The sequence below is a fragment of the Arthrobacter sp. MMS18-M83 genome (assembly GCF_026683955.1).
Taxonomy (GTDB): Bacteria; Actinomycetota; Actinomycetes; order Actinomycetales; family Micrococcaceae; genus Arthrobacter.
Map to the genome: position 1 here is coordinate 4389279 of NZ_CP113343.1, position 19862 is coordinate 4409140.

Consider the following 19862-nt stretch of genomic DNA (forward strand, 5'->3'; position numbering starts at 1 on the left):
ACGGCCCGATCCTTGTAACCTAGTAACCGCATCCCTCACCGCCGCGCCCGGCCTTGCCGCGTTCGCGCGCCAGACTGAATGGACTTCCTGTGACCACACCCCGCGTCCACATCGCTACGGACCACGCCGGCATGGAGCTCAGCGCCCACCTGGTGAGCCACTTGACTGCCAAAGGCTACGACGTGGTTGACCACGGCCCCAAGGTGTACGACGCCCTTGACGACTACCCGTCGTTCTGCATCAACGCGGCCGCTGCCGTCGTCGCCGACCAGACCGCCGGCGTCCACGCATTGGGCATTGTCCTTGGCGGATCCGGCAACGGTGAGCAAATTGCCGCAAACAAGGTCAAAGGCGTCAGGGCAGCGCTGGCTTGGAACCTTTCCACGGCGAAACTTGCCCGCGAGCACAACGACGCCAACGTGATCGCCGTGGGCGGCCGCCAGCACACCGTCGAGGAAGCCACCGAACTGATCGAGGCCTTCCTCGAGGAACCGTTCAGCAACGACGAGCGACACGTCCGCCGGATCGGAAAAATCGCCACCTATGAAAACACCGGCGAAATCGTTGCATAATGCCTGAAGGGCATTCGATCCATCGCCTGGCACGTCAGTTCCAGGATGTTTTTGCGGGTCAGGTGCTGGACGTTTCCAGCCCGCAAGGCCGTTTCACCGCGGGTGCCGCACTTCTGGACGGACACGAGCTGCAGGATGCGACGGCGCACGGTAAGCAGCTATTCCTCCGTTTTGACCACGGAGTGATCCTTCATGTCCATCTGGGTCTCTATGGTGCCTGGAACTTTGGCGGCGACGAGTCCTTCCGCGGGGCCTCGAGCATCGGGGCGCCGCGGCGTATCGGCGAGCGTGAGACTTTCTCGCCGGATGCCGGATTGGGCGCCGAAAACGGAGAAAGCTATGCGGGGCCGCCCGAGCCGGTGGGGGCCGTCCGGGTGCGCCTCGTCGCAGGGAACGGCTGGGCAGACCTGCGAGGCGCCACCACGTGTGCGGCGATCACCGAGGCCGAGGCGGCGACGGTCCTTGCGCGGCTTGGTCCCGATCCCCTTCAAAACCTTCCAGGGGACCGTGACGAGTTCATTCGACGGATCCGGCGGCGCAAGACGGCCGTAGGGCTCCTCCTGATGGACCAGTCCGTTGTGGCCGGAATCGGAAACATCTATCGCGCCGAGGTGCTGTTCCGGCAAGGCGTTGATCCGTGGACCACGGGCGGTGCCTTGGACGACGAAACCGCCGGGCTTCTATGGGATGACACGGTGGCGGCCATGAACGACGGCGTCCGTGACGGGCGGATTGTTACGACCCCTCCGGCTTGGTGGAGCGGCGGGGGCGCAGGAGCGCTCGACGGCGAGGCCCACTTTGTCTACAAGCGCCAGGGCCAGCCGTGCCGGCGATGCGGCGAAGCAGTGGGGATGGCTGAAATCGGTGCGCGCAAGCTCTATTGGTGCCCCGGCTGCCAGGACTAGCATCTACCTCTGGCCGGGACAATCACGCAGATAGCGCACTTAAACGTGAAGAGCCCCTCAGTGAGGGGCCCTTCGTTTTTGGAGGGGACGACGGGAATCGAACCCGCGTAATCAGTTTGGAAGACTGAGGCTTTACCATTAAGCTACGTCCCCGGGCAAGACTGCATGCACCCTTGGAGGTGTTCCGCGCATCTTTCCGGTGGCTGTTGAAGCCGGATATAACTAAACCTAATTCAGGGGCCAAGTGTCAAATGTGCATTCTCCGGCGCTATGCCCGTAGACTGTCCTGTGCATTCACGGGGTGTAGCTCAGCTTGGCTAGAGCGCCTGCTTTGGGAGCAGGAAGTCGCAGGTTCAAATCCTGTCACCCCGACTCTGTGTGCCTGTCCCGGTCCGGGACGCGGCAGAACCCCATCCCACAAAACCAGGAGTACTTAGACTGTGAAGAGCGCTGTCGAGAACCTCACCGCCACGCGGGTCAAGCTCAACGTTGAGGTTCCCTTTGAGGAACTGAAGCCGAGCATCGATGCCGCTTACAAGACCGTTGCTTCGCAGATCCAGGTTCCCGGGTTCCGCAAGGGCAAGGTTCCCTCCAAGCTGGTTGACCAGCGCGTTGGCCGCGGCTACGTCTTGGAGACCGCCATCAACGACGGCCTCAATGGCTGGTACCAGGCTGCCGTCCAGGAAACTGGCCTACGCCCGCTGAGCCGTCCCGAGGTTGAGATCACCGAGGTTCCGGACCCGTCCTCGACCGACGGTGAGCTGAAGTTCCAGGTTGAGATCGACGTCCGGCCCGAGGTTGAACTGCCCGACTACGCCGGCATCAAGGTCGAGGTCGCTGCAGCAGAGTCCTCCGACGCGGACGTCGACAAGGCCCTGGATGAACTCCGCGGCCGCTTCGGCACGCTGAAGTCGGTTGACCGTCCGGCTGCCGACGGCGACTTCCTGACCATCGACATCACCGCCACGATCGACGGCGCCGAGATCGACTCCGCTACCGGGCTGTCCTACCAGGTTGGCGCCGGCACCATGCTCGAAGGCCTCGACGAGGCGGTCACCGGCCTGTCTGCCGATGAAGAGGCAATCTTCGACACCACGCTGGTTGGCGGCGAGCACGCCGGCGAGGCTGCCCAGGTCAAGGCTGTTGTCAAGACCGTCAAGGAGCGCGAGCTTCCCGAGGCAAACGACGACTTCGCCCAGCTGGCATCCGAGTTCGACACCCTCGCTGAGCTGCGCGAAGACCTCGCCAAGCAGGCCGCTGAGTCCAAGGTGGTCGGCCAGGGCGTCGAAGCCCGCGACAAGGTCCTCGATAAGCTCGTCGAGCTTATCGAGGTTCCGGTTCCGGACTCTGTTGTTGAAGAGCAGCTCGAGGCTCACTTCAACCCGGAAAACGCCCACGGCGAAGGCGATCACGACACCGAGGAACACCGCGCCGAGGTCAAGGCCAACACCGCCCGCGCCTTCCAGAACGAAATCATCCTTGACGCCATTGCCGACAAGGAAGAAGTGAGCGTCAGCCAGAACGAGCTGATCGACTACATCGTCAGCACGGCAAGCCAGTACGGCATGGACCCGAACCAGTTCGCCCAGATCATCGATCAGAGCGGCCAGGTTCCCATGATGGTTTCCGAGGTCCGCCGCCGCAAGGCCCTCGCAGTTGTCCTCGGCCAGGCCGAGGTTGTCGACTCTGAGGGCAACAAGGTTGACCTCAGCGACTTCGTGCGCCCCGCTGGCGAAGAGACCGCGAATGTCGAAGAAGCTGAAGAAGCAGCTGTCGTCCCGAGCGATGACCCTGCAGCAGTGAAGTTCTAGTTTCACCTCAGCCGCCCCCGGATCGCCTGATCCGGGGGCGGCTTGGTTTAAGCCGCGCCGGCGCCGAAAAGCCGCACGCCGGCAATCGTGCGCCGTCAGCGAACAGCGCGATTTGGGAGAACAAATCGCCCTCGAAAACGGTTAGTGTCCAAGTAGTGAAGATCAGGGATGGCAAGTTCAGCAATGGCCCTGTCACCAGCGAGAGGTAAGTACTTATGTCACAGCACGCAGAGGCCCCCAGGATGGCCACCGTCGATCCAGCGGCCCAGGACAACTACATCTACAACCGCCTGCTGAAAGAGCGCATCATCTGGCTCGGATCCGAAGTCCGTGACGAGAACGCCAACGCGATCTGCTCCCAGCTCCTCCTCCTGTCGGCTGAAGACCCGGAGAAGGACATCTACCTGTACATCAACTCGCCTGGTGGCTCGGTGACTGCCGGCATGGCCATTTACGACACCATGCAGTTCATCCCGAACGACGTCGTGACGGTAGCCACCGGACTGGCGGCCTCCATGGGCCAGTTCCTTCTTTCCTCGGGCACCAAGGGCAAGCGCTACGCCACGCCCAACGCCCGCATCCTGATGCACCAGCCTTCCGGTGGCATCGGTGGCACGGCATCGGATATCAAGATCCAGGCTGAATTGATCCTGCACATGAAGAAGGTCATGGCTGAGCTGACTGCCGAACAGACCGGGCAGACTGTCGATACCATCCTCAAGGACAACGACCGCGACAAGTGGTTCACCGCCGTCGACGCCCTCGAGTACGGCTTCTTCGACAAGATCGCCGCCCACGCAGGCTCGGTTGCCGGCGGTGGCGGAACGGCCAACGCCTCGAACTCAGAGAACTAACCGGCACCAAGAAACATTCAGATCAGGAGCAATAAACATGAACTACAACTTTGGATGGTCTGCCGGTAATCTCCCGTCCAGCCGGTATGTCCTCCCGCAGTTCGAAGAGCGCACGCCCTATGGCTTCAAGCGTCAGGACCCGTACACGAAGCTCTTCGAGGACCGCATCATCTTCCTCGGCGTGCAGGTTGACGACGCTTCCGCCGACGACATCATGGCCCAGCTGCTGGTACTCGAGTCCACAGACCCGGACCGTGACATCACGTTGTACATCAACTCCCCGGGCGGCTCGTTCACGGCCATGACGGCCATCTACGACACCATGACGTACATTCGGCCGGAGATCCAGACTGTTTGCCTGGGACAGGCGGCCAGTGCCGCTGCCGTGCTGCTCGCGGCAGGTACTGCCGGGAAGCGTCTCGCCCTGCCGAACGCCCGCGTACTGATCCACCAGCCGTCGCTGTCCGGCGGCCAGGGCGGGCAGGCCTCGGACCTCGAGATCCAGGCCGCAGAAGTCATGCGCATGCGCTCCTGGCTCGAGGATACGCTGGCCAAGCACTCAGGCCGGACGCCAGAACAGGTCAACAACGACATCGAGCGCGACAAGATCCTCACCGCCGCCGAGGCGATGAACTACGGATTGATCGACCAGGTGCTTGATTCCCGCAAGATCAAGCCCCAGGCAATCGCCAGGTAACTGGCCAAAACTCGACGCCGGTGCGGTTCAGGAAATATGGACCGCATCGGCGTTCTGTTTCAACCCAAGCAGCCCATTGTGTCCTACAGTGGAAGTTGTCATGGTGGCGCCCCCGCTGCGATCCTGCGAACTTGGCGGATAGGTACGGGGCTGCACCACCCGCATGAAACGAAGGGATTCCCACATGGCTCGGATTGGCGAGAGCACGGATTTGCTGAAGTGTTCTTTCTGCGGAAAGAGCCAGAAGCAGGTGCGGAAGCTGATTGCCGGGCCCGGCGTGTACATCTGCGACGAGTGCATCGAACTCTGCAATGAGATCATCGAAGAGGAGCTCGCCGAAGTGTCGGATCTGGGCAGCTTTGAGTTGCCCAAGCCGCGGGAAATCTTCGATTTCCTCCAGGAGTACGTCATTGGCCAGGAGCCTGCGAAACGCTCCCTCGCCGTCGCGGTCTACAACCACTACAAGCGCATCCAGGCGGGTCACGCGCCGAAGACCGGACTGGGCGAAGGCGGACACCACGAGGACGTGGAGATCGCCAAGTCCAATATCCTGCTGATTGGCCCCACCGGTTGCGGCAAGACCTACCTGGCACAGACGCTCGCGCGCCGCTTGAACGTTCCTTTCGCCGTCGCTGACGCCACCGCCTTGACTGAAGCCGGATACGTGGGCGAGGACGTAGAAAACATCCTGCTGAAGCTCATCCAAGCCGCTGACTACGACGTCAAGAAGGCCGAACAGGGCATCATCTACATCGACGAGATCGACAAGATTTCGCGTAAGAGCGAGAACCCGTCCATCACACGCGACGTCTCCGGCGAAGGCGTTCAGCAGGCACTCCTGAAGATCCTCGAAGGAACGGTGGCCTCGGTTCCACCGCAGGGTGGTCGTAAGCACCCGCATCAGGAATTCATCCAGATCGACACCACCAATGTGCTGTTCATTGTGGCTGGGGCCTTTGCCGGACTCGAGGACATCATCGGATCGCGGTCCGGCCGCAAGGGCATTGGATTCGGGGCCCCGCTCAACGAGGTCAAGGACAACGTGGACAGCTACGGCGAGGTGATGCCGGAGGACCTGCTCAAATTTGGGCTGATTCCTGAATTCATTGGACGCCTGCCTGTGATCACCACCGTGTCCAACCTTGACCGCTCGGCGCTTATCCAGATTCTCTCCAAGCCCAAGAACGCGCTGGTCAAGCAGTACCAGAAGATGTTCCAGCTGGACGGCGTAGAGCTTTTGTTCGACGACGACGCCCTGGACTCGATTGCCGACCAAGCGCTTGAACGCGGGACTGGAGCCCGCGGCCTGCGGGCCATCATGGAAGAAGTGCTGTTGCCGGTCATGTTCGACCTGCCCAGCCGCGACGACATCGCCAGCGTGGTCATCACCGCGGATGCCGTCAACAAGAAAGGCCAGCCCACGATGATCGCACACGAAGTCGTGGCGAAGCGGCGGAATAAGTCCGCCTAGCCCGAGGTTGGCATAGCTGGTGCCGGACGCACATTCTTCCGGCCAGCCGCGTCCCCTTACGTCCTATCCGAGGAGTTCCCTGTGCCCGAGCAGACCGCAAACAAGGTTGATTTCTGGTTCGACCCCATGTGCCCTTTCGCCTGGGTCACATCCCGCTGGATTGGCGAAGTGGAAGACGTCCGTGGCATCGAGACCACCTGGAACGTCATGAGCCTTTCGGTGCTCAACGAAGGCCGCGAACTTCCGGCAGAGTACGCGGAGAAGATGGAGCTTGGCTGGGGACCGGTCCGGGTCATCATTGCCGCCCGCGAGCTGCACGGAGACGAGTACATCAAGCCGCTGTACGACGCGATGGGTTCCCTCATCCACCACGAAGGCATCAAGGATTTCGCCGAGGTCATCTCCAAGGCCCTGGCTGAAACGGGCCTGCCCGCCGAGTTGGCCCGCTTCGCCGATTCCGAGGAATACGACGTCCAGCTGCGTGCCAGCCACGAATCCGGTATTTCCTTGGTGGGCCAGGACGTGGGGACTCCGGTGGTCGCGGTCAACGGCACTGCGTTCTTCGGCCCCGTCCTGACCCGTATTCCCCGAGGCGAAGAAGCCGGCCGAATCTGGGATGCCACGGTCACGCTGGCCGGCTACCCGCACTTCTTTGAACTGAAGCGCAGCCGGACGGAAAGCCCCGAATTCAACTAGCCTGAGCCGTGGCAGTCGTTTGAGCCGCAGGCACCGTTATTTCAGGAAGCGCGACGTTCTACGGTCCGCCAGGATCTTTCCGTTTGTTTGGCAGCCCGGGCAATACTGCAACGCAGTGTCGGCAAAGGACACCTCGCGGATCGTGGTTCCGCACACCGGGCATGGCTGGCCCGCCCTGCCATGCACCCTCATGGTGCTCCGCTTCGCGTCCTTGAGCTCGTTGGAGGCTTTGCCGGTTGCGGCGGCGACAGCCGCACCCAGGACGCTTTCGATGGCCTCATAGAGGACCTGGGTGGTACTCCTGTCCAGCGACTTGGCGATCGCGAACGGTGAAATTCTGGCGGCGTGGAGGATCTCGTCGCTGTAGGCGTTCCCGATGCCCGCGATGACGCTCTGGCTCCGGAGCAGCCCCTTGATTTGGTGAGAGCTTGTGGCCAGGATCCCGGCCAAGGTTTCGGCGGTGAATTCCGGGCTCAGGGGGTCCGGACCCAGGGTTGCGATACCCGGGACGTCCAATGGGCTTCGTACCACGTACACGGCAAGGCTTTTCTTCGTGCCCGCCTCCGTCAGATCCACGCCGACGTGTGTTGAGCCGTCGCTCTTTGTGAAGCTGAGCCTGGCGGCAATATTGCTGCCGCCCATCCGTAGCTGGGCCTGCGATGGCTGCTCGGTGTAGCGCAACCATCCGGCCTTGGCGAGGTGGAAAATGAAATGGATCCCGTCGGCGTCGAGACTGATGAACTTGCCGAAGCGCTCCACCCCGAGGACTTTCCGGCCCTCCAGGGACGAATACGGTGGATCGGCGGTCTTGAGCACCGCAAAGGAGGTGATCTGGATCTTCGTCAATTCGGCACCGAGAAGGTTCCTGCCCAGGAAGGCGGCTAGTCCGGCCACTTCGGGAAGTTCTGGCATAGCAACACTGTGCCACAAAGCACCCAACGCCAGAACCCCGAAGGCCAGTCACGAACGCCGTGAATTACATCCCAGTAGTTCCTGAGGAGGGCTTGTGCTGGCTGGGGAGCGGGTCAAGAATAGAACTTACCCACTTCGAAAGAAGGGGGACACGGAAACCAAAGATTCAGTGATATGTATCTGACGCAGCCTTCGGCAAAGTTGGATGCAAGCTACCAGTGACGAGGTAGGAAGACCTGAAAGTCTGAGGATTCCGCCAGACTGTCAAGACGTCACCGGACAGCCGAAAAGTCGAAGCCCCACCAACGGCTAAACGCTGATGGGGCTTCCCCTTTGCCCGAAAACTCACGGACAGAGCCCGGAAACTCCCGGGCTCTTCGAAACTAGGCTTGCGCGGGCTCCTCGGCAGGCGCCAGGACCACGTCGCTCACCGTGAGTTCGCCGTCAGCGGCTACTAGCGAAATCTCCTGTGCGTTGGCCGCAGCCTTCAAATCTCCCAGTCCGGCTTCCAGCTGTGCAACAAAGGATTCGCCCGCAGTGATCGTGGCGGAGAGAACTTCGGTGCGCTGCTTGACCTTGGCCTCCGACTTGGCCTTGCGGATACCGCTCAGCGCAATGCCAACGGTGCCCAGCATGGTGGTGTCGCCGCCGACGATTTCCAGGGCAGACGGCCACGCCGCACGGTGCACTGAGCCTACGCGCCACCAGCTCCAGACTTCTTCGGTGGCGAAGGGCAGGAACGGTGCGAACAGGCGCAACAGTGAATCCAGTGTGGTGGCGAGGGCCGCGAGGACGGAGGCCTGCTCCGTCTCGCCGGCGGCACCGTAAGCGCGGTCCTTGATGAGTTCAACATAATCGTCAGTGAACTGCCAGAAGAACGATTCCGTGATCTGGAGGGCGCGCGCGTAGTCGTAGTTGTCGAACGCCTTGGTGGACTGGGCCACCACGTCGGCCAGCTGTGCCAGCAGTGCGCGGTCCAGGGGGTTGCCCAGGACGGACAGGTCCGCGCCGACAACCGAGTTCTCGGTTGCGCCCAGATTCAGCACGAACTTGGAGGCGTTGAGCAGCTTGATGGCCAGGCGGCGGCCGATCTTCATCTGGGCGATCTCGTAGGCGGTGTCCGCGCCAAGCTTGGCCGAGGCAGCCCAGTAGCGGACGGCGTCGGAACCGAATTCGTTGAGGACGTCGGTCGGAACCACCACGTTGCCCTTGGACTTGGACATTTTCTTGCGGTCCGGGTCCAGGATCCAGCCCGAGATGGCAGCGTGCTTCCACGGTGCGCTGTTCTGGAGGGCATCGGCCCGCACGGCCGAGGAGAAGAGCCAGGTGCGGATGATGTCGTGGCCTTGGGGACGGAGGTCGAAGGGGTAGACCTTGCCGAACAGTTCCTCGTCACGGCTCCAGCCGCCCACGATCTGCGGTGTCAGGGAGGACGTGGCCCAGGTATCCAGGACATCCGCGTCACCGATGAAGCCGTTGGGCTGCTCGCGCCGGGACTCGTCGAAGCCCGGAGCGGCGTCCGCCGCAGGGTCCACGGGCAGGGACTCGTCGGACGGGAGTATCGGGTTCGCGTAGTCCGGGTTGCCCTGGGCATCAAGCGGGTACCAGACGGGGATCGGCACGCCGAAGAAGCGCTGGCGCGAAACGAGCCAATCGCCGTTCAAGCCGGAGATCCAGTTCTCATAGCGGGAGCGCATGAAGGACGGGTGGAACTCGATCTCGTGTCCTCGCGCGATCAACCGTTCGCGGCGATCCTCGTCCCTGCCGCCATTGCGGATGTACCACTGGCGCGATGTGACAACTTCGAGTGGCTTGTCGCCCTTTTCGAAGAAGTTCACCGGGTGCGTGATCTTCGTGGGCTCGCCGTCCAGCAGATCGGCAGCCGTGAGGAGTTCCACCACGGCTTCCTTCGCGCCGAACACCGTCTTTCCGGCGATCGCGGCATAGGCTTCACGGCCGGCGTCGGTGGTGATCCATTCCGGAGTCTCGGCGATGATGCGCCCGTCACGGCCCACAATCGCCCGGGTGGGCAACTGCAGCTCGCGCCACCAGGTGACGTCCGTCAGGTCGCCGAAGGTGCAGACCATGGCGATGCCCGAGCCCTTGTCCGCCTTGGCAAGCGGGTGCGCCTTGACCTCCAGTTCGACATCGAACAGGGGAGACGTGACGGTCTTGCCGAACAGCGGCTGGTAACGCTCGTCGTCGGGGTTTGCCACCAGGGCCGCGCACGCCGCGAGCAGTTCCGGGCGCGTGGTCTCGATGTAGATCTTTTCGCCGTCGGCGGTGAAGAAGGGGTAGCGGTAGTACGCTCCGGCAACTTCGCGGTCCTCCAGTTCGGCCTGCGCGACGGCGGTGCGGAACGTCACGTCCCACAACGTGGGAGCCTCCGCCATGTAGGCGTCGCCGGCGTTCAGGTTCGCGAGGAAGGCGCGCTGGGACACCGCACGGGAAGTGTCATCGATAGTGCGGTAGGTGAGGTCCCAGTCCACGGACAAGCCAAGGGTCTGGAACAGGTTCTCGAAGACCTTCTCGTCCTCGACGGCGAGTTCCTCGCAGAGTTCGATGAAGTTCTGCCGGGAGACGACGTCGAAGTCCCGCTGGTTCTTTGCGGGCTCCGCCGGCGGGCGGTAGTCGGCGTTGTACGGAATGGCAGGATCGCAGCGGACGCCGTAGTAGTTCTGGACGCGGCGCTCGGTGGGCAGGCCGTTGTCGTCCCAACCCATCGGGTAGAACACGTTCTTGCCGGTCATGCGCATGTAGCGGGCCTGGACATCCGTCTGCGTGAACGAGAACATGTGGCCAACATGGAGCGAACCCGAAGCGGTAGGCGGGGGAGTGTCGATCGAGTAGACCTGCTCCCGGGTGGTGTCCGGGTTGAACTTGTAGGTTCCTTCGTCCAGCCAGCGCTGCGTCAGGGCAGCCTCAAGGCCTTCAAGGGCCGGCTTGTCGGGAACGTTGATGGGGGCGGTGGCGGGCGTGTCTGTACCCTGCGTTGATTCAGCCATGGGCCAATTGTTTCATGGCCCCCATTGTTCCGCGGCACGCGGACGTGCAGTAGCATGCGGCCCATGACGGAACTCAAAGATGTTTTGGCTATCAAGCGCATCTATGACGAAGCAGCCGACGACGACGGCTACCGGGTTTTGGTGGACCGGCTCTGGCCGAGAGGGGTATCCAAGGAACGCGCCCGTTTGGATCTCTGGCTGAAGGAGATCGCACCGTCGCCGCCGCTGCGCACGGAATTTGCGCACATGCAGGAGCATTTCGCGGACTTCAAGAAGCAGTATGAGGCCGAGCTGGAACAGAATCCCGCCGTGGACCAGTTGCTGGAGTTGGCGGCCGGCAAGACGCGCCTGACCCTGCTTTACGGAGCCCGGGACCCCGAAGTCAACCACGCCCGCGTGCTCCTGGAGTTCTTGCTAGGCGCCGGGACGGCGGGCACATGACCCCGCAGCACCCGCGCTTTGCGCGGGCTTACGCCCGAGCGGTTCCAGCGATAAACCGCCGCGGCGGCACCGAGCACCGGCGCAGCTTGCTGGCCGGCCTGCGGGGCCGGGTCATCGAGGTCGGTGCCGGCGAGGGCTCGTCGTTCGGCTTGTACCCGGCCACTGTCGAAAATGTCCTCGGGGTTGAACCTGACGACTACCTCAGGGGCCTTGCTGAGCAGAAGGCAAAGCTCGTTGCTGTCCCGGTCGCGGTTGTTCCCGGCACCGCCGAGAACATTCCAGCGGCCGATGGCGAGGCGGACGCCGTCGTGGTCAGTCTTGTCCTGTGCAGCGTCGCTGACCAAGCTGCGGTCTTGGCGGAAATCCGCCGGGTGCTTCGTCCCGGCGGAACCTTGGCGTTCTACGAGCACGTGCGTTCGGATCGGAGGGTTCTCGCTGCAGTCGAGGATCTGCTCACTCCCGTTTGGCAGCGTATGGCCGGGGGCTGCCATCCCAACCGCGACACCCTCCAGGCGATCGCTGCCGCCGGTTTTCAGGTGCTGGACACTGAGCGTTTCGGCTTCTCGGCGGGGCCACTGTCCCCGCCGATCGCCCACATCCTTGGCCGTGCGATTTCTCCCGATGAACCACGTTAGGGTGGTGCCATGACTGAGGAAGTACAGACGAAGACCGCAATAGTGACCGGCGCCAGCACGGGAATCGGCGAGGCCACAGTGCGGGCCCTCACCGCAGATGGATGGAAGGTGTTCGCCGTCGCCCGCCGCGCGGACCGGCTCGAGGCCCTCGGCGCCGAGACCGGAGCCGTGCCGTTTGCAGCGGATATCACCAACGACGACGACGTCGCCGCCTTGCTCTCGGCCGTCACCGAAGCAGGGGGAGCAGACACCCTCATCAATATTGCCGGCGGTGCACGAGGCGCAGACACCCTGGCCAATGCGCAGACCGAAGACTGGGACTGGATGTACCAAGTCAACGTGCTCGGCACCCTGAAGCTGACCCGGGCCTTCCTCCCGATGCTGCGGGCCAACGGGGAGGGCACCGTCCTGAACTTGACGTCGACTGCGGGCTTCACAGCCTACGAGGGTGGCGGCGGATACAACGCGGCCAAGTTTGCCCAGCACGCGATGACCGCCGCCCTGCGGCTGGAGGAAGCCGAGAACAACATCCGCGTGATCGAGGTTGCGCCCGGTCTCGTCCGCACTGAGGAGTTCGCGCTCAAACGCCTCGGTGATGCTACTGCTGCAGCCAAGGTGTACGCCGGCGTCGAGAAGCCGCTCACGCCTGAGGACGTCGCCGACGTCGTCAAGTACGCAGTCTCAGTGCCGCACCACATCAACCTGGACGAGATCATTGTGCGTCCGGTGGCGCAAGCAGCTACCCACAAGTTGATCCGCAAGGGCTAAGGGGAACCGGCGCCGCGCGTTCCATGCCCCAAGTGGAGCTCGCGGCGCCGCTGCCGCTAGACTTGTGGCACAAGCTTTGACCCGGACATCACCGGTGAGCTTCCGGAAGAACGCCCCTGGCACCAAGGGTTAGTAGAACCGGACGGGTAAGCCCGTCACAGCAGCAATGAGCGGCCGAACGCCGGAGCAGCTCTCCTCAAAGGAGCAGTGCCAGCGGGCGGTAAGTGAGGTGGTACCGCGGTACCGGCGCTGTTGGAAACAACGGCCTGGCGCCGTCCTCGCATCCTGAATGAAACTTTGTGTTCACCGGCTCAACCCCAGGATGAAGAGATGACGTATTACCCCAAGGCCTCCGCAACACTGTCCGGCACAGCTTTGTCCGGCACAGCTTTGTCCGGCACCGCAACAGGAGTGTCCGCCTCCGTGAAGTTCCCGGAGATCGAAGAGCGCATCCTCAAATACTGGGATGAGGACGGCACCTTCCAAGCCAGCATTGACCAGCGCAGCGCTGATCTTCCCGGCGGGCACCCTGGCAGCAACGAGTTCGTCTTCTATGACGGCCCTCCCTTCGCCAACGGCCTGCCCCACTACGGCCACCTCCTGACCGGTTACGCCAAGGACCTGGTGGGCCGCTACCAGACCCAGCGGGGCAAGCGCGTCGAGCGACGCTTCGGCTGGGATACGCACGGCCTTCCCGCTGAGCTCGAAGCCATGAAGCAACTGGGCATGACCGACAAGACCCAGATCGAAGCCATGGGCATCGACAAGTTCAACGACGCCTGCCGCGCCTCGGTCATGAAGTACGCGGACGAGTGGAAGAGCTATGTCACGCGCCAGGCGCGCTGGGTGGACTTCGACAACGACTACAAGACACTCAACGTCGAATACATGGAGTCGGTCCTCTGGGCCTTCAAACAGCTCCATGAAAAGGGCCTCACCTACAACGGCTACCGCGTCCTGCCGTACTGCTGGAAGGACGAGACCCCGCTGTCCAACCATGAGCTGCGCATGGATGACGATGTCTACAAAAACCGCCAGGACCAGACCGTCACCGTGACTTTCCCCATCAAGGCAGGGGAGTCGGACCTCTCCAAGTCCCTCGAAGGTGTGCAGGCGCTCGCCTGGACCACCACCCCTTGGACGCTGCCCACCAACCTGGCGCTCGCCGTCGGGCCCGACATCTCCTACGCGGTGGTTCCGGCCGGTCCGAACGGCATCAAGGCCGCCTCCCCGGAGGCCCCCGTGACGGGCAGCTTCCTGCTGGCCGCCGATCTTCTCGGCACCTACGCCAAGGATCTCGGGTACGACGACGGCGCTGCCGCGGCCGCCGCCGTCACCGCCAGTTACACGGGCTCCCAGTTGGCTGGCCTGGAGTACGAGCCGCTTTGGGATTACTTCTCCGACGTCGAGAAGTACGGTACGCAGAACGGCTGGCGGTTCCTCGTAGCGGACTACGTCACCACCACGGACGGTACGGGCATCGTCCACCAGGCTCCGGCCTACGGTGAAGACGACCAGAAAGTCTGTGAGGACGCCGGTATCCCCGTGGTGCTTTCCGTCGACGAAGGCGCCAAGTTCCTCCACCTGTTCGCGCACGGGCCCCTTGCCGAGATCTCCGGGCTGCAGGTGTTCGATGCCAACAAGCCGATCACGCAGGCCCTCCGTTCCGGCGGTCGTTTGGTTCGCCAAGCCAGCTACGAGCACAGCTACCCGCACTGCTGGCGCTGCCGTAACCCCTTGATCTACCGCGCTGTGTCTTCCTGGTATGTGGAGGTCACCAAGTTCAAGGACCGGATGTCCGAACTGAACCAGGAGATCAACTGGATCCCCGGCAACGTCAAGGACGGACAGTTCGGCAAATGGCTGGCCAACGCCCGCGACTGGTCCATCAGCCGCAACCGTTACTGGGGCTCGCCCATCCCGGTGTGGCAGTCCGATGACCCCGAGTACCCGCGCACCGACGTCTACGGCTCCCTCGCCGAGATGGAGGCCGATTTCGGCCGTCTTCCGATGAACAACGACGGCCAGGTTGACCTGCACCGCCCGTTCATCGACGAACTGACCCGGCCCAACCCGGACGACCCGCGCTCTCCTGAAGACGGCCAGTCCACCATGCGCCGAGTTGAGGACGTCCTGGACGTCTGGTTCGATTCCGGTTCAATGCCCTACGGCCAGGTGCACTACCCGTTCCAGAACGAGGAATGGTTCGACACCCACAACCCTGCAGACTTCATCGTGGAGTACATCGGGCAAACCCGCGGCTGGTTCTACATGCTGCACATCTTGTCCACGGCACTCTTCGACCGGCCGGCCTTCCGCAATGTGATCAGCCATGGCATCGTCCTGGGCTCGGATGGGCAGAAGATGTCCAAGAGCCTGCGTAACTACCCGGACGTCTCCGAGGTCCTGGACCGCGACGGCTCCGACGCCATGCGCTGGTTCCTGATGTCCAGCCCCATCCTGCGCGGCGGCAACCTCGTGGTCACCGAGCAGGGAATCCGCGACGGCGTCCGCCAGGTCATCTTGCCGCTGTGGAACGTGTACAGCTTCTTCACTCTGTACACGAACGCCTCCAATAGTGGCGCCGGCTATGACGCCAAACTGCGCTACGACGGCTACACAGACACCCTGGACCAGTACCTTCTGGCAAACACCGGGGACCTCGTCCGCAACATCACTTCCAGCCTGGACGAATACGACATTTCCGGCGCCTGCGATGAGCTGCGCAGCTACCTGGACATGCTCACCAACTGGTACGTGCGCCGCAGCCGCCAACGCTTCTTCGACGAGAACACCGACGCTTTCGACGCCCTCTACACGGCGCTCGAAGCCGTCTGCCGCGTCTCTGCATCGCTGCTTCCCCTGGTTTCCGAGGAGATCTGGCGGGGCTTGACCGGCGGCCGCTCCGTGCACTTGGCGGATTGGCCCGAGGCCGCGCTGTTCCCCGCAAACCCGGATCTCGTGCAAGCCATGGACCGCGTCCAGCAAATCTGCTCGGCCGGTTCCAGCCTGCGCAAGGCCGCCAACCTCCGCGTTCGCCTGCCGCTGCAGGAACTCGCGGTGGTGGCACCCGGTGCGGATGCGCTGGAAGGCTTCGCCGCCGTCGTCGCGGACGAACTGAACCTGCGTTCCGTCCGGCTCATGGACGCCGCCACGGCGTCGCCGGAGGAATTCGGCATCGAGCAGAAACTCGTGGTCAATGCCCGCGCGGCAGGTCCACGCCTGGGAAAGAACGTCCAGCAGGCCATCAAGGGCTCCAAGTCCGGCGACTGGTCGGTTTCCGATGCAGGGGTGGTCACGGCAGGCGGCCTCGAACTGGAACCGCAGGAGTACACGCTGGAAACCGTCGTCGCGGAATCGGCTGACGGATCCTCCGCGGCAGTGGCTGTCCTCCCCGGTGGTGGCTTCGTGGTCCTGAACACCGAGGTCACCCCGGAACTTGCTGCCGAAGGCCTGGCGCGCGACATGGTCCGTGCCATCCAGCAGGCCCGCAAGGACGCCGGACTCAACGTCAGCGACCGCATCCACACCACCGTGCTGGCTGTCCACGACGTTGTTGACGCGCTTCGCGCCAATGAAGAGTTGGTCAAGACCGAAACCCTGTCCCTCAAGCTCGACCCCGTCGTCTCCGGCGACGCCGTCGAGCCGCAGATCACTGTTACCAAGATCGAGGCCTAGTACATGAGCGACGAATTCTCCGTAGAAAGCGTCTACGCCGAACTCCTGGGCCGCGCCCCGGAAAACAAAATGGAGCCGCGGCTGGCGCCGCTGTACCGGGCCATGGACGTGCTGGGGGAGCCCAACAAGGCGTTCCCGATCATCCACATCACCGGCACTAACGGCAAGACATCCACCGCCCGCATGATTGAGGCTGGGCTTCGCGCCCATGGCTTGAGTACCGGCCGCTACACCAGCCCGCACCTGTCGAAGGTCACCGAGCGCATCAGCATCGACGGCGAGCCGGTTTCGGATGAGACCTTCGTCCGGATCTGGGACGAGATCCGGCCTTACCTCGAGATCGTGGACAAGGAACTCGAGGCCGACGGCCAGCCCAAGCTCACATACTTCGAGTGCCTGACCATCCTCGGTTTCGCGATCTTCGCTGACCAGCCCGTCAATGTCGCTGTCATTGAGGTTGGCCTTGGTGGCATCACCGATGCCACCAACGTAGGCGACGGCCAGGTTTCCGTGGTCACGCCGATTTCGCTCGACCACACGGATCTCCTCGGCGACACCACGGAGGACATCGCCCGCGAGAAGGCTGGGATCATCAAGCCTGGCGGCTTCCTGGTCAGCGCGGCCCAGCCCGTGGACGCCGCGCAGGTGCTCTTGGAGAAGGCGCGCGAGGTTGGGGTGCCGTTCCGCTTCGAAGGCGTCGAATTCGGCGTGGAGTCCCGCAGCGTCGCCGTTGGAGGTCAAGTGCTGACCATCCAGGGGCTCGCTGGCCGCTATCAGGACCTGCTGCTGCCCTTGCACGGCGCCCACCAAGCTGAGAACGCCGCAGTCGCCGTCGCGGCCCTCGAAGCGTTCCTGGGTGGCGGCGAAAAAGAGCTCGACGGCGATGTCCTCCGCGAGGCTTTCGGCAACGTCACGTCGCCCGGCCGTCTTGAAGTGGTACGCACCGCTCCCACGATCATCGTGGACGCCGCCCACAACCCTGATGGCATCCGCGTCTCGGCCGAGGCAATCGAAGAGGCCTTCAGCTTCAGCAAGCTGGTGGTGGTCCTCGGGGTCCTCAAGGAAAAAGACGCGGAAGAAATCCTGCGGCAGCTCAAGGAATCCCTGGGCGGACTGGCAGAAGAGTTCTGCTTCACGCAGTCGAGCTCACCGCGGGCCATCCCGGCCGCGCAACTGGCCGATCTCGCCGTCGACCTCGGATTCGGTGCGGACAACGTCCACATTGCTGAGAAGCTCGATGACGCGATCGAATGGGCTGTGGAACGCGCTGAAGCCAACGAAGACCTGGCCGGCGGGGTACTTGTCACCGGTTCCATCACCGTGGTGGCCGAAGCCCGCGTGCTCCTTGGAAAGGCCGGTGCCTAAGCATGGCCAAACTCACGAAGGCCCAGCGCGAGTGGCGCCCGGGGATGCGCAAGAAGCGCCGTTCCACCAAGGTGATGTTTGCTTCGACCGTGCTCCTCCTGGAAGCTTTCGTCGCTTTCTTCGCCACCTTGGCTGTTTTCGGCCTGAAGCGTGGAGAGATATCGCCGGCACTGATCCTGACCTTCGGCATTACATTAAGCGTTGTGCTGGTCCTGGCCTGTGCTGTCCTCAGCAAGCCGTGGGGCGTCGGAGTTGGCTGGGCATTGCAGCTGGTTCTGATCCTTACTGGATTCGCCGAGCCTACGATGTTCGTCGTGGGAATCCTGTTTGCGGCGTGCTGGTGGTACGGCATCCGCGCCGGCATGAGGATTGACCGCGACAACGCCAAGCGCGATCGCGAACAAGCCGAGTGGAACGCCTCGCACGGGGAAGACGCTACGGGTCAGTCCGCTTGAGCCGAACCACGTAAACTGGCTGGGAAACCCACACACCACCACATTGGAGCAACCGTGAGCATTGAGCGCACCCTTGTACTGATCAAGCCCGACGGCGTCGCCCGCAACCTGAGCGGCAGCATCCTCGCCCGCATAGAGTCCAAGGGATACTCCTTGGTCGAATTGAAGAAGGTCAACGCCACCCGCGAGCTGCTGGAGGAGCACTACGAAGAGCACCTCGGCAAGCCGTTTTACGAGCCGCTGGTTGAGTTCATGCTCAGCGGCCCGGTTGTCGCCGCCATTTTCGAGGGCCATCGCGTGATCGAGGGCTTCCGCTCCCTTGCCGGAACCACGGACCCGACGACGGCGGCACCGGGCACCATCCGCGGTGACTTCGGCCGCGACTGGGGCCTGGCCGTGCAACAGAACCTGGTGCACGGTTCCGACTCGGTTGATTCCGCCGAGCGCGAGATCAAGATCTGGTTCGGCGCGTAGTTTCCCCCAAGCCAATGGCAGAAGGGGCCCATGTTCACGCGAACATGGGCCCCTTCTGCGGTTAATAGCTCAGTTACGGGATAAGCGCTCAGTAGCCCGATGTGCCAATGAAGACGTTGATGAAGGCAAAGAAGATGCTCGCGATCACGGCAACGTAGAGGAGCGCGGAAATGATCCAACCGGATTCGCCTAGGATCTTGGCCAAGCGGGCGGGCGCCGGAATGACCCCATGCACCATGTTCCTGATGGTCACGAACACGAAAAGCGGAATCATGCATGCCCACACCACCATGCAGAACGGGCACAAGACGTGAATGACATACAAAGCCTGCGACCACAGCCACACGATGAAGATGAAGCCCAGTGTCACGCCGGTCTGAAGCCCGACCCAGTACCAGCGGGCGAACTTGGCCCCCGCAAAGATGGCCATGGCCGTGGTGATGATCACGGCAAAGGCTACGATGCCGATGAACATGTTGGGGAAGCCGAAGACCGAACTCTGCGGTGTCTTCATGACACTGCCGCAGGACACCCACGGATTGACGTCGCAGACCGTTGCGTGGTTCGGGTCGATGAGGACCTGCAATTTCTCGAGGACGAGCGCGCCGGATGCCAGCCAGGCTATGGCGCCGGTGACGAGCAGCAACCACGCAATGGGCCGGTCGCGGACCATGCGCGGCACGGCCGCGTCGGCGGCGTTTCCCCCATCGGGGCTTTTCCCTGCGTTGTCCTTCCCGGTTTTCTCTTGCCGGAGGGAGAGGGAGTTGTTATTGGCCAGGTTCGGGCTGGCGGGGCTCGGCATGGTTAGCGGTCCTTTACTGGAAAGCCCGGCCCGGGGCCGGGGGTGCTCTTGGGAGGATTCTAGCCTCGGTGGCTGGATGCGGCGTCCAGACGACCACGGCACGGAAGCTTTCGCGAGGTGATTCCTGCCGGGAGCGCGGGCGTGTGAGAGAATGAACATGGCCGGAAGCCGATCCACATGCGGAATCCGGTCCGGTATCTTGTTCGCAAGACCGCCATTCACGTGCAGGGCATGCCCAGGATCCGTTGATCCACGGTAGGCCCGCGGTGGCAATGGACGGCACCTGGTTGTGGCACTAGAACAACGGGTTTGGATCAAGGC

General features: G+C 63.0%; 17 protein-coding genes and 2 tRNA genes. 15 read left to right on the forward strand and 4 right to left on the reverse strand.

Annotated features, from left to right (window positions below):
* Positions 1-131 precede the first annotated feature (131 nt).
* Entirely contained in the window at positions 132-572 is a 441-nt protein-coding gene (locus tag OW521_RS20740; protein WP_268026032.1) for a ribose-5-phosphate isomerase, read from the forward strand.
* Positions 572-1477, forward strand: a complete 906-nt coding sequence (locus tag OW521_RS20745; RefSeq protein WP_268021390.1) for an Fpg/Nei family DNA glycosylase — start codon at positions 572-574, stop codon at positions 1475-1477. The genes OW521_RS20740 and OW521_RS20745 overlap by 1 nt, the downstream gene beginning before the upstream one ends.
* A 79-nt stretch (positions 1478-1556) precedes the next feature.
* Here OW521_RS20745 and OW521_RS20750 read toward each other — a convergent pair.
* A tRNA-Gly gene (locus tag OW521_RS20750) sits at positions 1557-1630 on the reverse strand.
* A gap of 144 nt (positions 1631-1774) precedes the next feature.
* Here OW521_RS20750 and OW521_RS20755 point away from each other — a divergent pair.
* From OW521_RS20755 to OW521_RS20780, 6 genes are all read left to right on the forward strand, one after another.
* Positions 1775-1849 (forward strand) — tRNA-Pro (locus OW521_RS20755).
* Positions 1850-1917: 68 nt separating this feature from the next.
* On the forward strand, positions 1918-3288 hold the full coding sequence (gene tig / locus OW521_RS20760) for a trigger factor (protein WP_268021391.1): 1371 nt from the start codon (positions 1918-1920) through the stop codon (positions 3286-3288).
* A 242-nt stretch (positions 3289-3530) separates the two neighbouring features.
* On the forward strand, positions 3531-4142 hold the full coding sequence (locus OW521_RS20765; RefSeq protein WP_234749995.1) for an ATP-dependent Clp protease proteolytic subunit: 612 nt from the start codon (positions 3531-3533) through the stop codon (positions 4140-4142).
* A 37-nt stretch (positions 4143-4179) separates the two neighbouring features.
* Positions 4180-4839 carry an ATP-dependent Clp protease proteolytic subunit gene (locus tag OW521_RS20770; RefSeq protein ID WP_234749864.1) on the forward strand — a complete coding sequence of 220 codons (660 nt, stop codon included), beginning with the start codon at positions 4180-4182 and terminating at the stop codon, positions 4837-4839.
* A gap of 184 nt (positions 4840-5023) precedes the next feature.
* On the forward strand, positions 5024-6310 hold the full coding sequence (gene clpX, locus OW521_RS20775; RefSeq protein WP_265979940.1) for an ATP-dependent Clp protease ATP-binding subunit ClpX: 1287 nt from the start codon (positions 5024-5026) through the stop codon (positions 6308-6310).
* A 126-nt stretch (positions 6311-6436) separates the two neighbouring features.
* Complete coding sequence (locus OW521_RS20780) at positions 6437-7006, forward strand: mycothiol-dependent nitroreductase Rv2466c family protein (protein ID WP_268026033.1); 570 nt, start codon at positions 6437-6439, stop codon at positions 7004-7006.
* 36 nt (positions 7007-7042) lie between these two features.
* On the opposite strand, the gene OW521_RS20785 is transcribed toward OW521_RS20780, so the two are convergent.
* Together OW521_RS20785 and valS are read right to left on the reverse strand one after the other, a co-directional pair.
* Positions 7043-7918 carry an Fpg/Nei family DNA glycosylase gene (locus OW521_RS20785; protein ID WP_268021392.1) on the reverse strand — a complete coding sequence of 292 codons (876 nt, stop codon included), beginning with the start codon at positions 7916-7918 and terminating at the stop codon, positions 7043-7045.
* A 383-nt stretch (positions 7919-8301) separates the two neighbouring features.
* Entirely contained in the window at positions 8302-10923 is a 2622-nt protein-coding gene (gene valS, locus OW521_RS20790) for a valine--tRNA ligase (protein WP_268021393.1), read from the reverse strand.
* A 63-nt stretch (positions 10924-10986) separates the two neighbouring features.
* On the opposite strand from valS, the gene OW521_RS20795 reads away from it, so the two are divergent.
* The 7 genes from OW521_RS20795 to ndk all read left to right on the forward strand — a co-directional run bounded on the left by OW521_RS20795 (position 10987) and on the right by ndk (position 18739).
* Positions 10987-11364 carry a DUF488 domain-containing protein gene (locus OW521_RS20795; protein ID WP_268021394.1) on the forward strand — a complete coding sequence of 126 codons (378 nt, stop codon included), beginning with the start codon at positions 10987-10989 and terminating at the stop codon, positions 11362-11364.
* Positions 11361-11999, forward strand: coding sequence for a class I SAM-dependent methyltransferase (locus tag OW521_RS20800; RefSeq protein WP_268021395.1), 639 nt, complete (start codon positions 11361-11363; stop codon positions 11997-11999). Before OW521_RS20795 ends, OW521_RS20800 begins: the two co-directional genes overlap by 4 nt.
* A gap of 9 nt (positions 12000-12008) precedes the next feature.
* Positions 12009-12767 carry an SDR family oxidoreductase gene (locus tag OW521_RS20805; RefSeq protein WP_268021396.1) on the forward strand — a complete coding sequence of 253 codons (759 nt, stop codon included), beginning with the start codon at positions 12009-12011 and terminating at the stop codon, positions 12765-12767.
* 330 nt (positions 12768-13097) lie between these two features.
* Positions 13098-16445, forward strand: coding sequence for an isoleucine--tRNA ligase (ileS, locus tag OW521_RS20810; protein WP_268021397.1), 3348 nt, complete (start codon positions 13098-13100; stop codon positions 16443-16445).
* 3 nt (positions 16446-16448) lie between these two features.
* A complete protein-coding gene (locus OW521_RS20815; RefSeq protein WP_268021398.1) occupies positions 16449-17810 on the forward strand; it encodes a bifunctional folylpolyglutamate synthase/dihydrofolate synthase in 1362 nt (453 codons plus the stop codon).
* Positions 17811-17812: 2 nt separating this feature from the next.
* Positions 17813-18265, forward strand: coding sequence for a DUF4233 domain-containing protein (locus tag OW521_RS20820; RefSeq protein WP_268021399.1), 453 nt, complete (start codon positions 17813-17815; stop codon positions 18263-18265).
* 54 nt (positions 18266-18319) lie between these two features.
* Positions 18320-18739, forward strand: a complete 420-nt coding sequence (gene ndk / locus OW521_RS20825; RefSeq protein ID WP_268021400.1) for a nucleoside-diphosphate kinase — start codon at positions 18320-18322, stop codon at positions 18737-18739.
* 88 nt (positions 18740-18827) lie between these two features.
* On the opposite strand, the gene OW521_RS20830 is transcribed toward ndk, so the two are convergent.
* Positions 18828-19541, reverse strand: a complete 714-nt coding sequence (locus tag OW521_RS20830; RefSeq protein WP_268021401.1) for a vitamin K epoxide reductase family protein — start codon at positions 19539-19541, stop codon at positions 18828-18830.
* Positions 19542-19862: the final 321 nt, after the last annotated feature.

Bases quoted from the DNA above. Each gene is read 5' to 3' on its own strand.
- OW521_RS20740 (WP_268026032.1), top strand. From the start codon at position 132: ATGGAGCTCAGCGCCCACCTGGTGAGCCACTTGACTGCCAAAGGCTAC.
- OW521_RS20745 (WP_268021390.1), top strand. From the start codon at position 572: ATGCCTGAAGGGCATTCGATCCATCGCCTGGCACGTCAGTTCCAGGAT.
- OW521_RS20765 (WP_234749995.1), top strand. From the start codon at position 3,531: ATGGCCACCGTCGATCCAGCGGCCCAGGACAACTACATCTACAACCGC.
- OW521_RS20770 (WP_234749864.1), top strand. From the start codon at position 4,180: ATGAACTACAACTTTGGATGGTCTGCCGGTAATCTCCCGTCCAGCCGG.
- clpX (WP_265979940.1), top strand. From the start codon at position 5,024: ATGGCTCGGATTGGCGAGAGCACGGATTTGCTGAAGTGTTCTTTCTGC.
- OW521_RS20780 (WP_268026033.1), top strand. From the start codon at position 6,437: ATGTGCCCTTTCGCCTGGGTCACATCCCGCTGGATTGGCGAAGTGGAA.
- OW521_RS20785 (WP_268021392.1), bottom strand. From the start codon at position 7,918: ATGCCAGAACTTCCCGAAGTGGCCGGACTAGCCGCCTTCCTGGGCAGG.
- valS (WP_268021393.1), bottom strand. From the start codon at position 10,923: ATGGCTGAATCAACGCAGGGTACAGACACGCCCGCCACCGCCCCCATC.
- OW521_RS20795 (WP_268021394.1), top strand. From the start codon at position 10,987: ATGACGGAACTCAAAGATGTTTTGGCTATCAAGCGCATCTATGACGAA.
- OW521_RS20800 (WP_268021395.1), top strand. From the start codon at position 11,361: ATGACCCCGCAGCACCCGCGCTTTGCGCGGGCTTACGCCCGAGCGGTT.
- OW521_RS20805 (WP_268021396.1), top strand. From the start codon at position 12,009: ATGACTGAGGAAGTACAGACGAAGACCGCAATAGTGACCGGCGCCAGC.
- ileS (WP_268021397.1), top strand. From the start codon at position 13,098: ATGACGTATTACCCCAAGGCCTCCGCAACACTGTCCGGCACAGCTTTG.
- OW521_RS20815 (WP_268021398.1), top strand. From the start codon at position 16,449: ATGAGCGACGAATTCTCCGTAGAAAGCGTCTACGCCGAACTCCTGGGC.
- OW521_RS20820 (WP_268021399.1), top strand. From the start codon at position 17,813: ATGGCCAAACTCACGAAGGCCCAGCGCGAGTGGCGCCCGGGGATGCGC.
- OW521_RS20830 (WP_268021401.1), bottom strand. From the start codon at position 19,541: ATGCCGAGCCCCGCCAGCCCGAACCTGGCCAATAACAACTCCCTCTCC.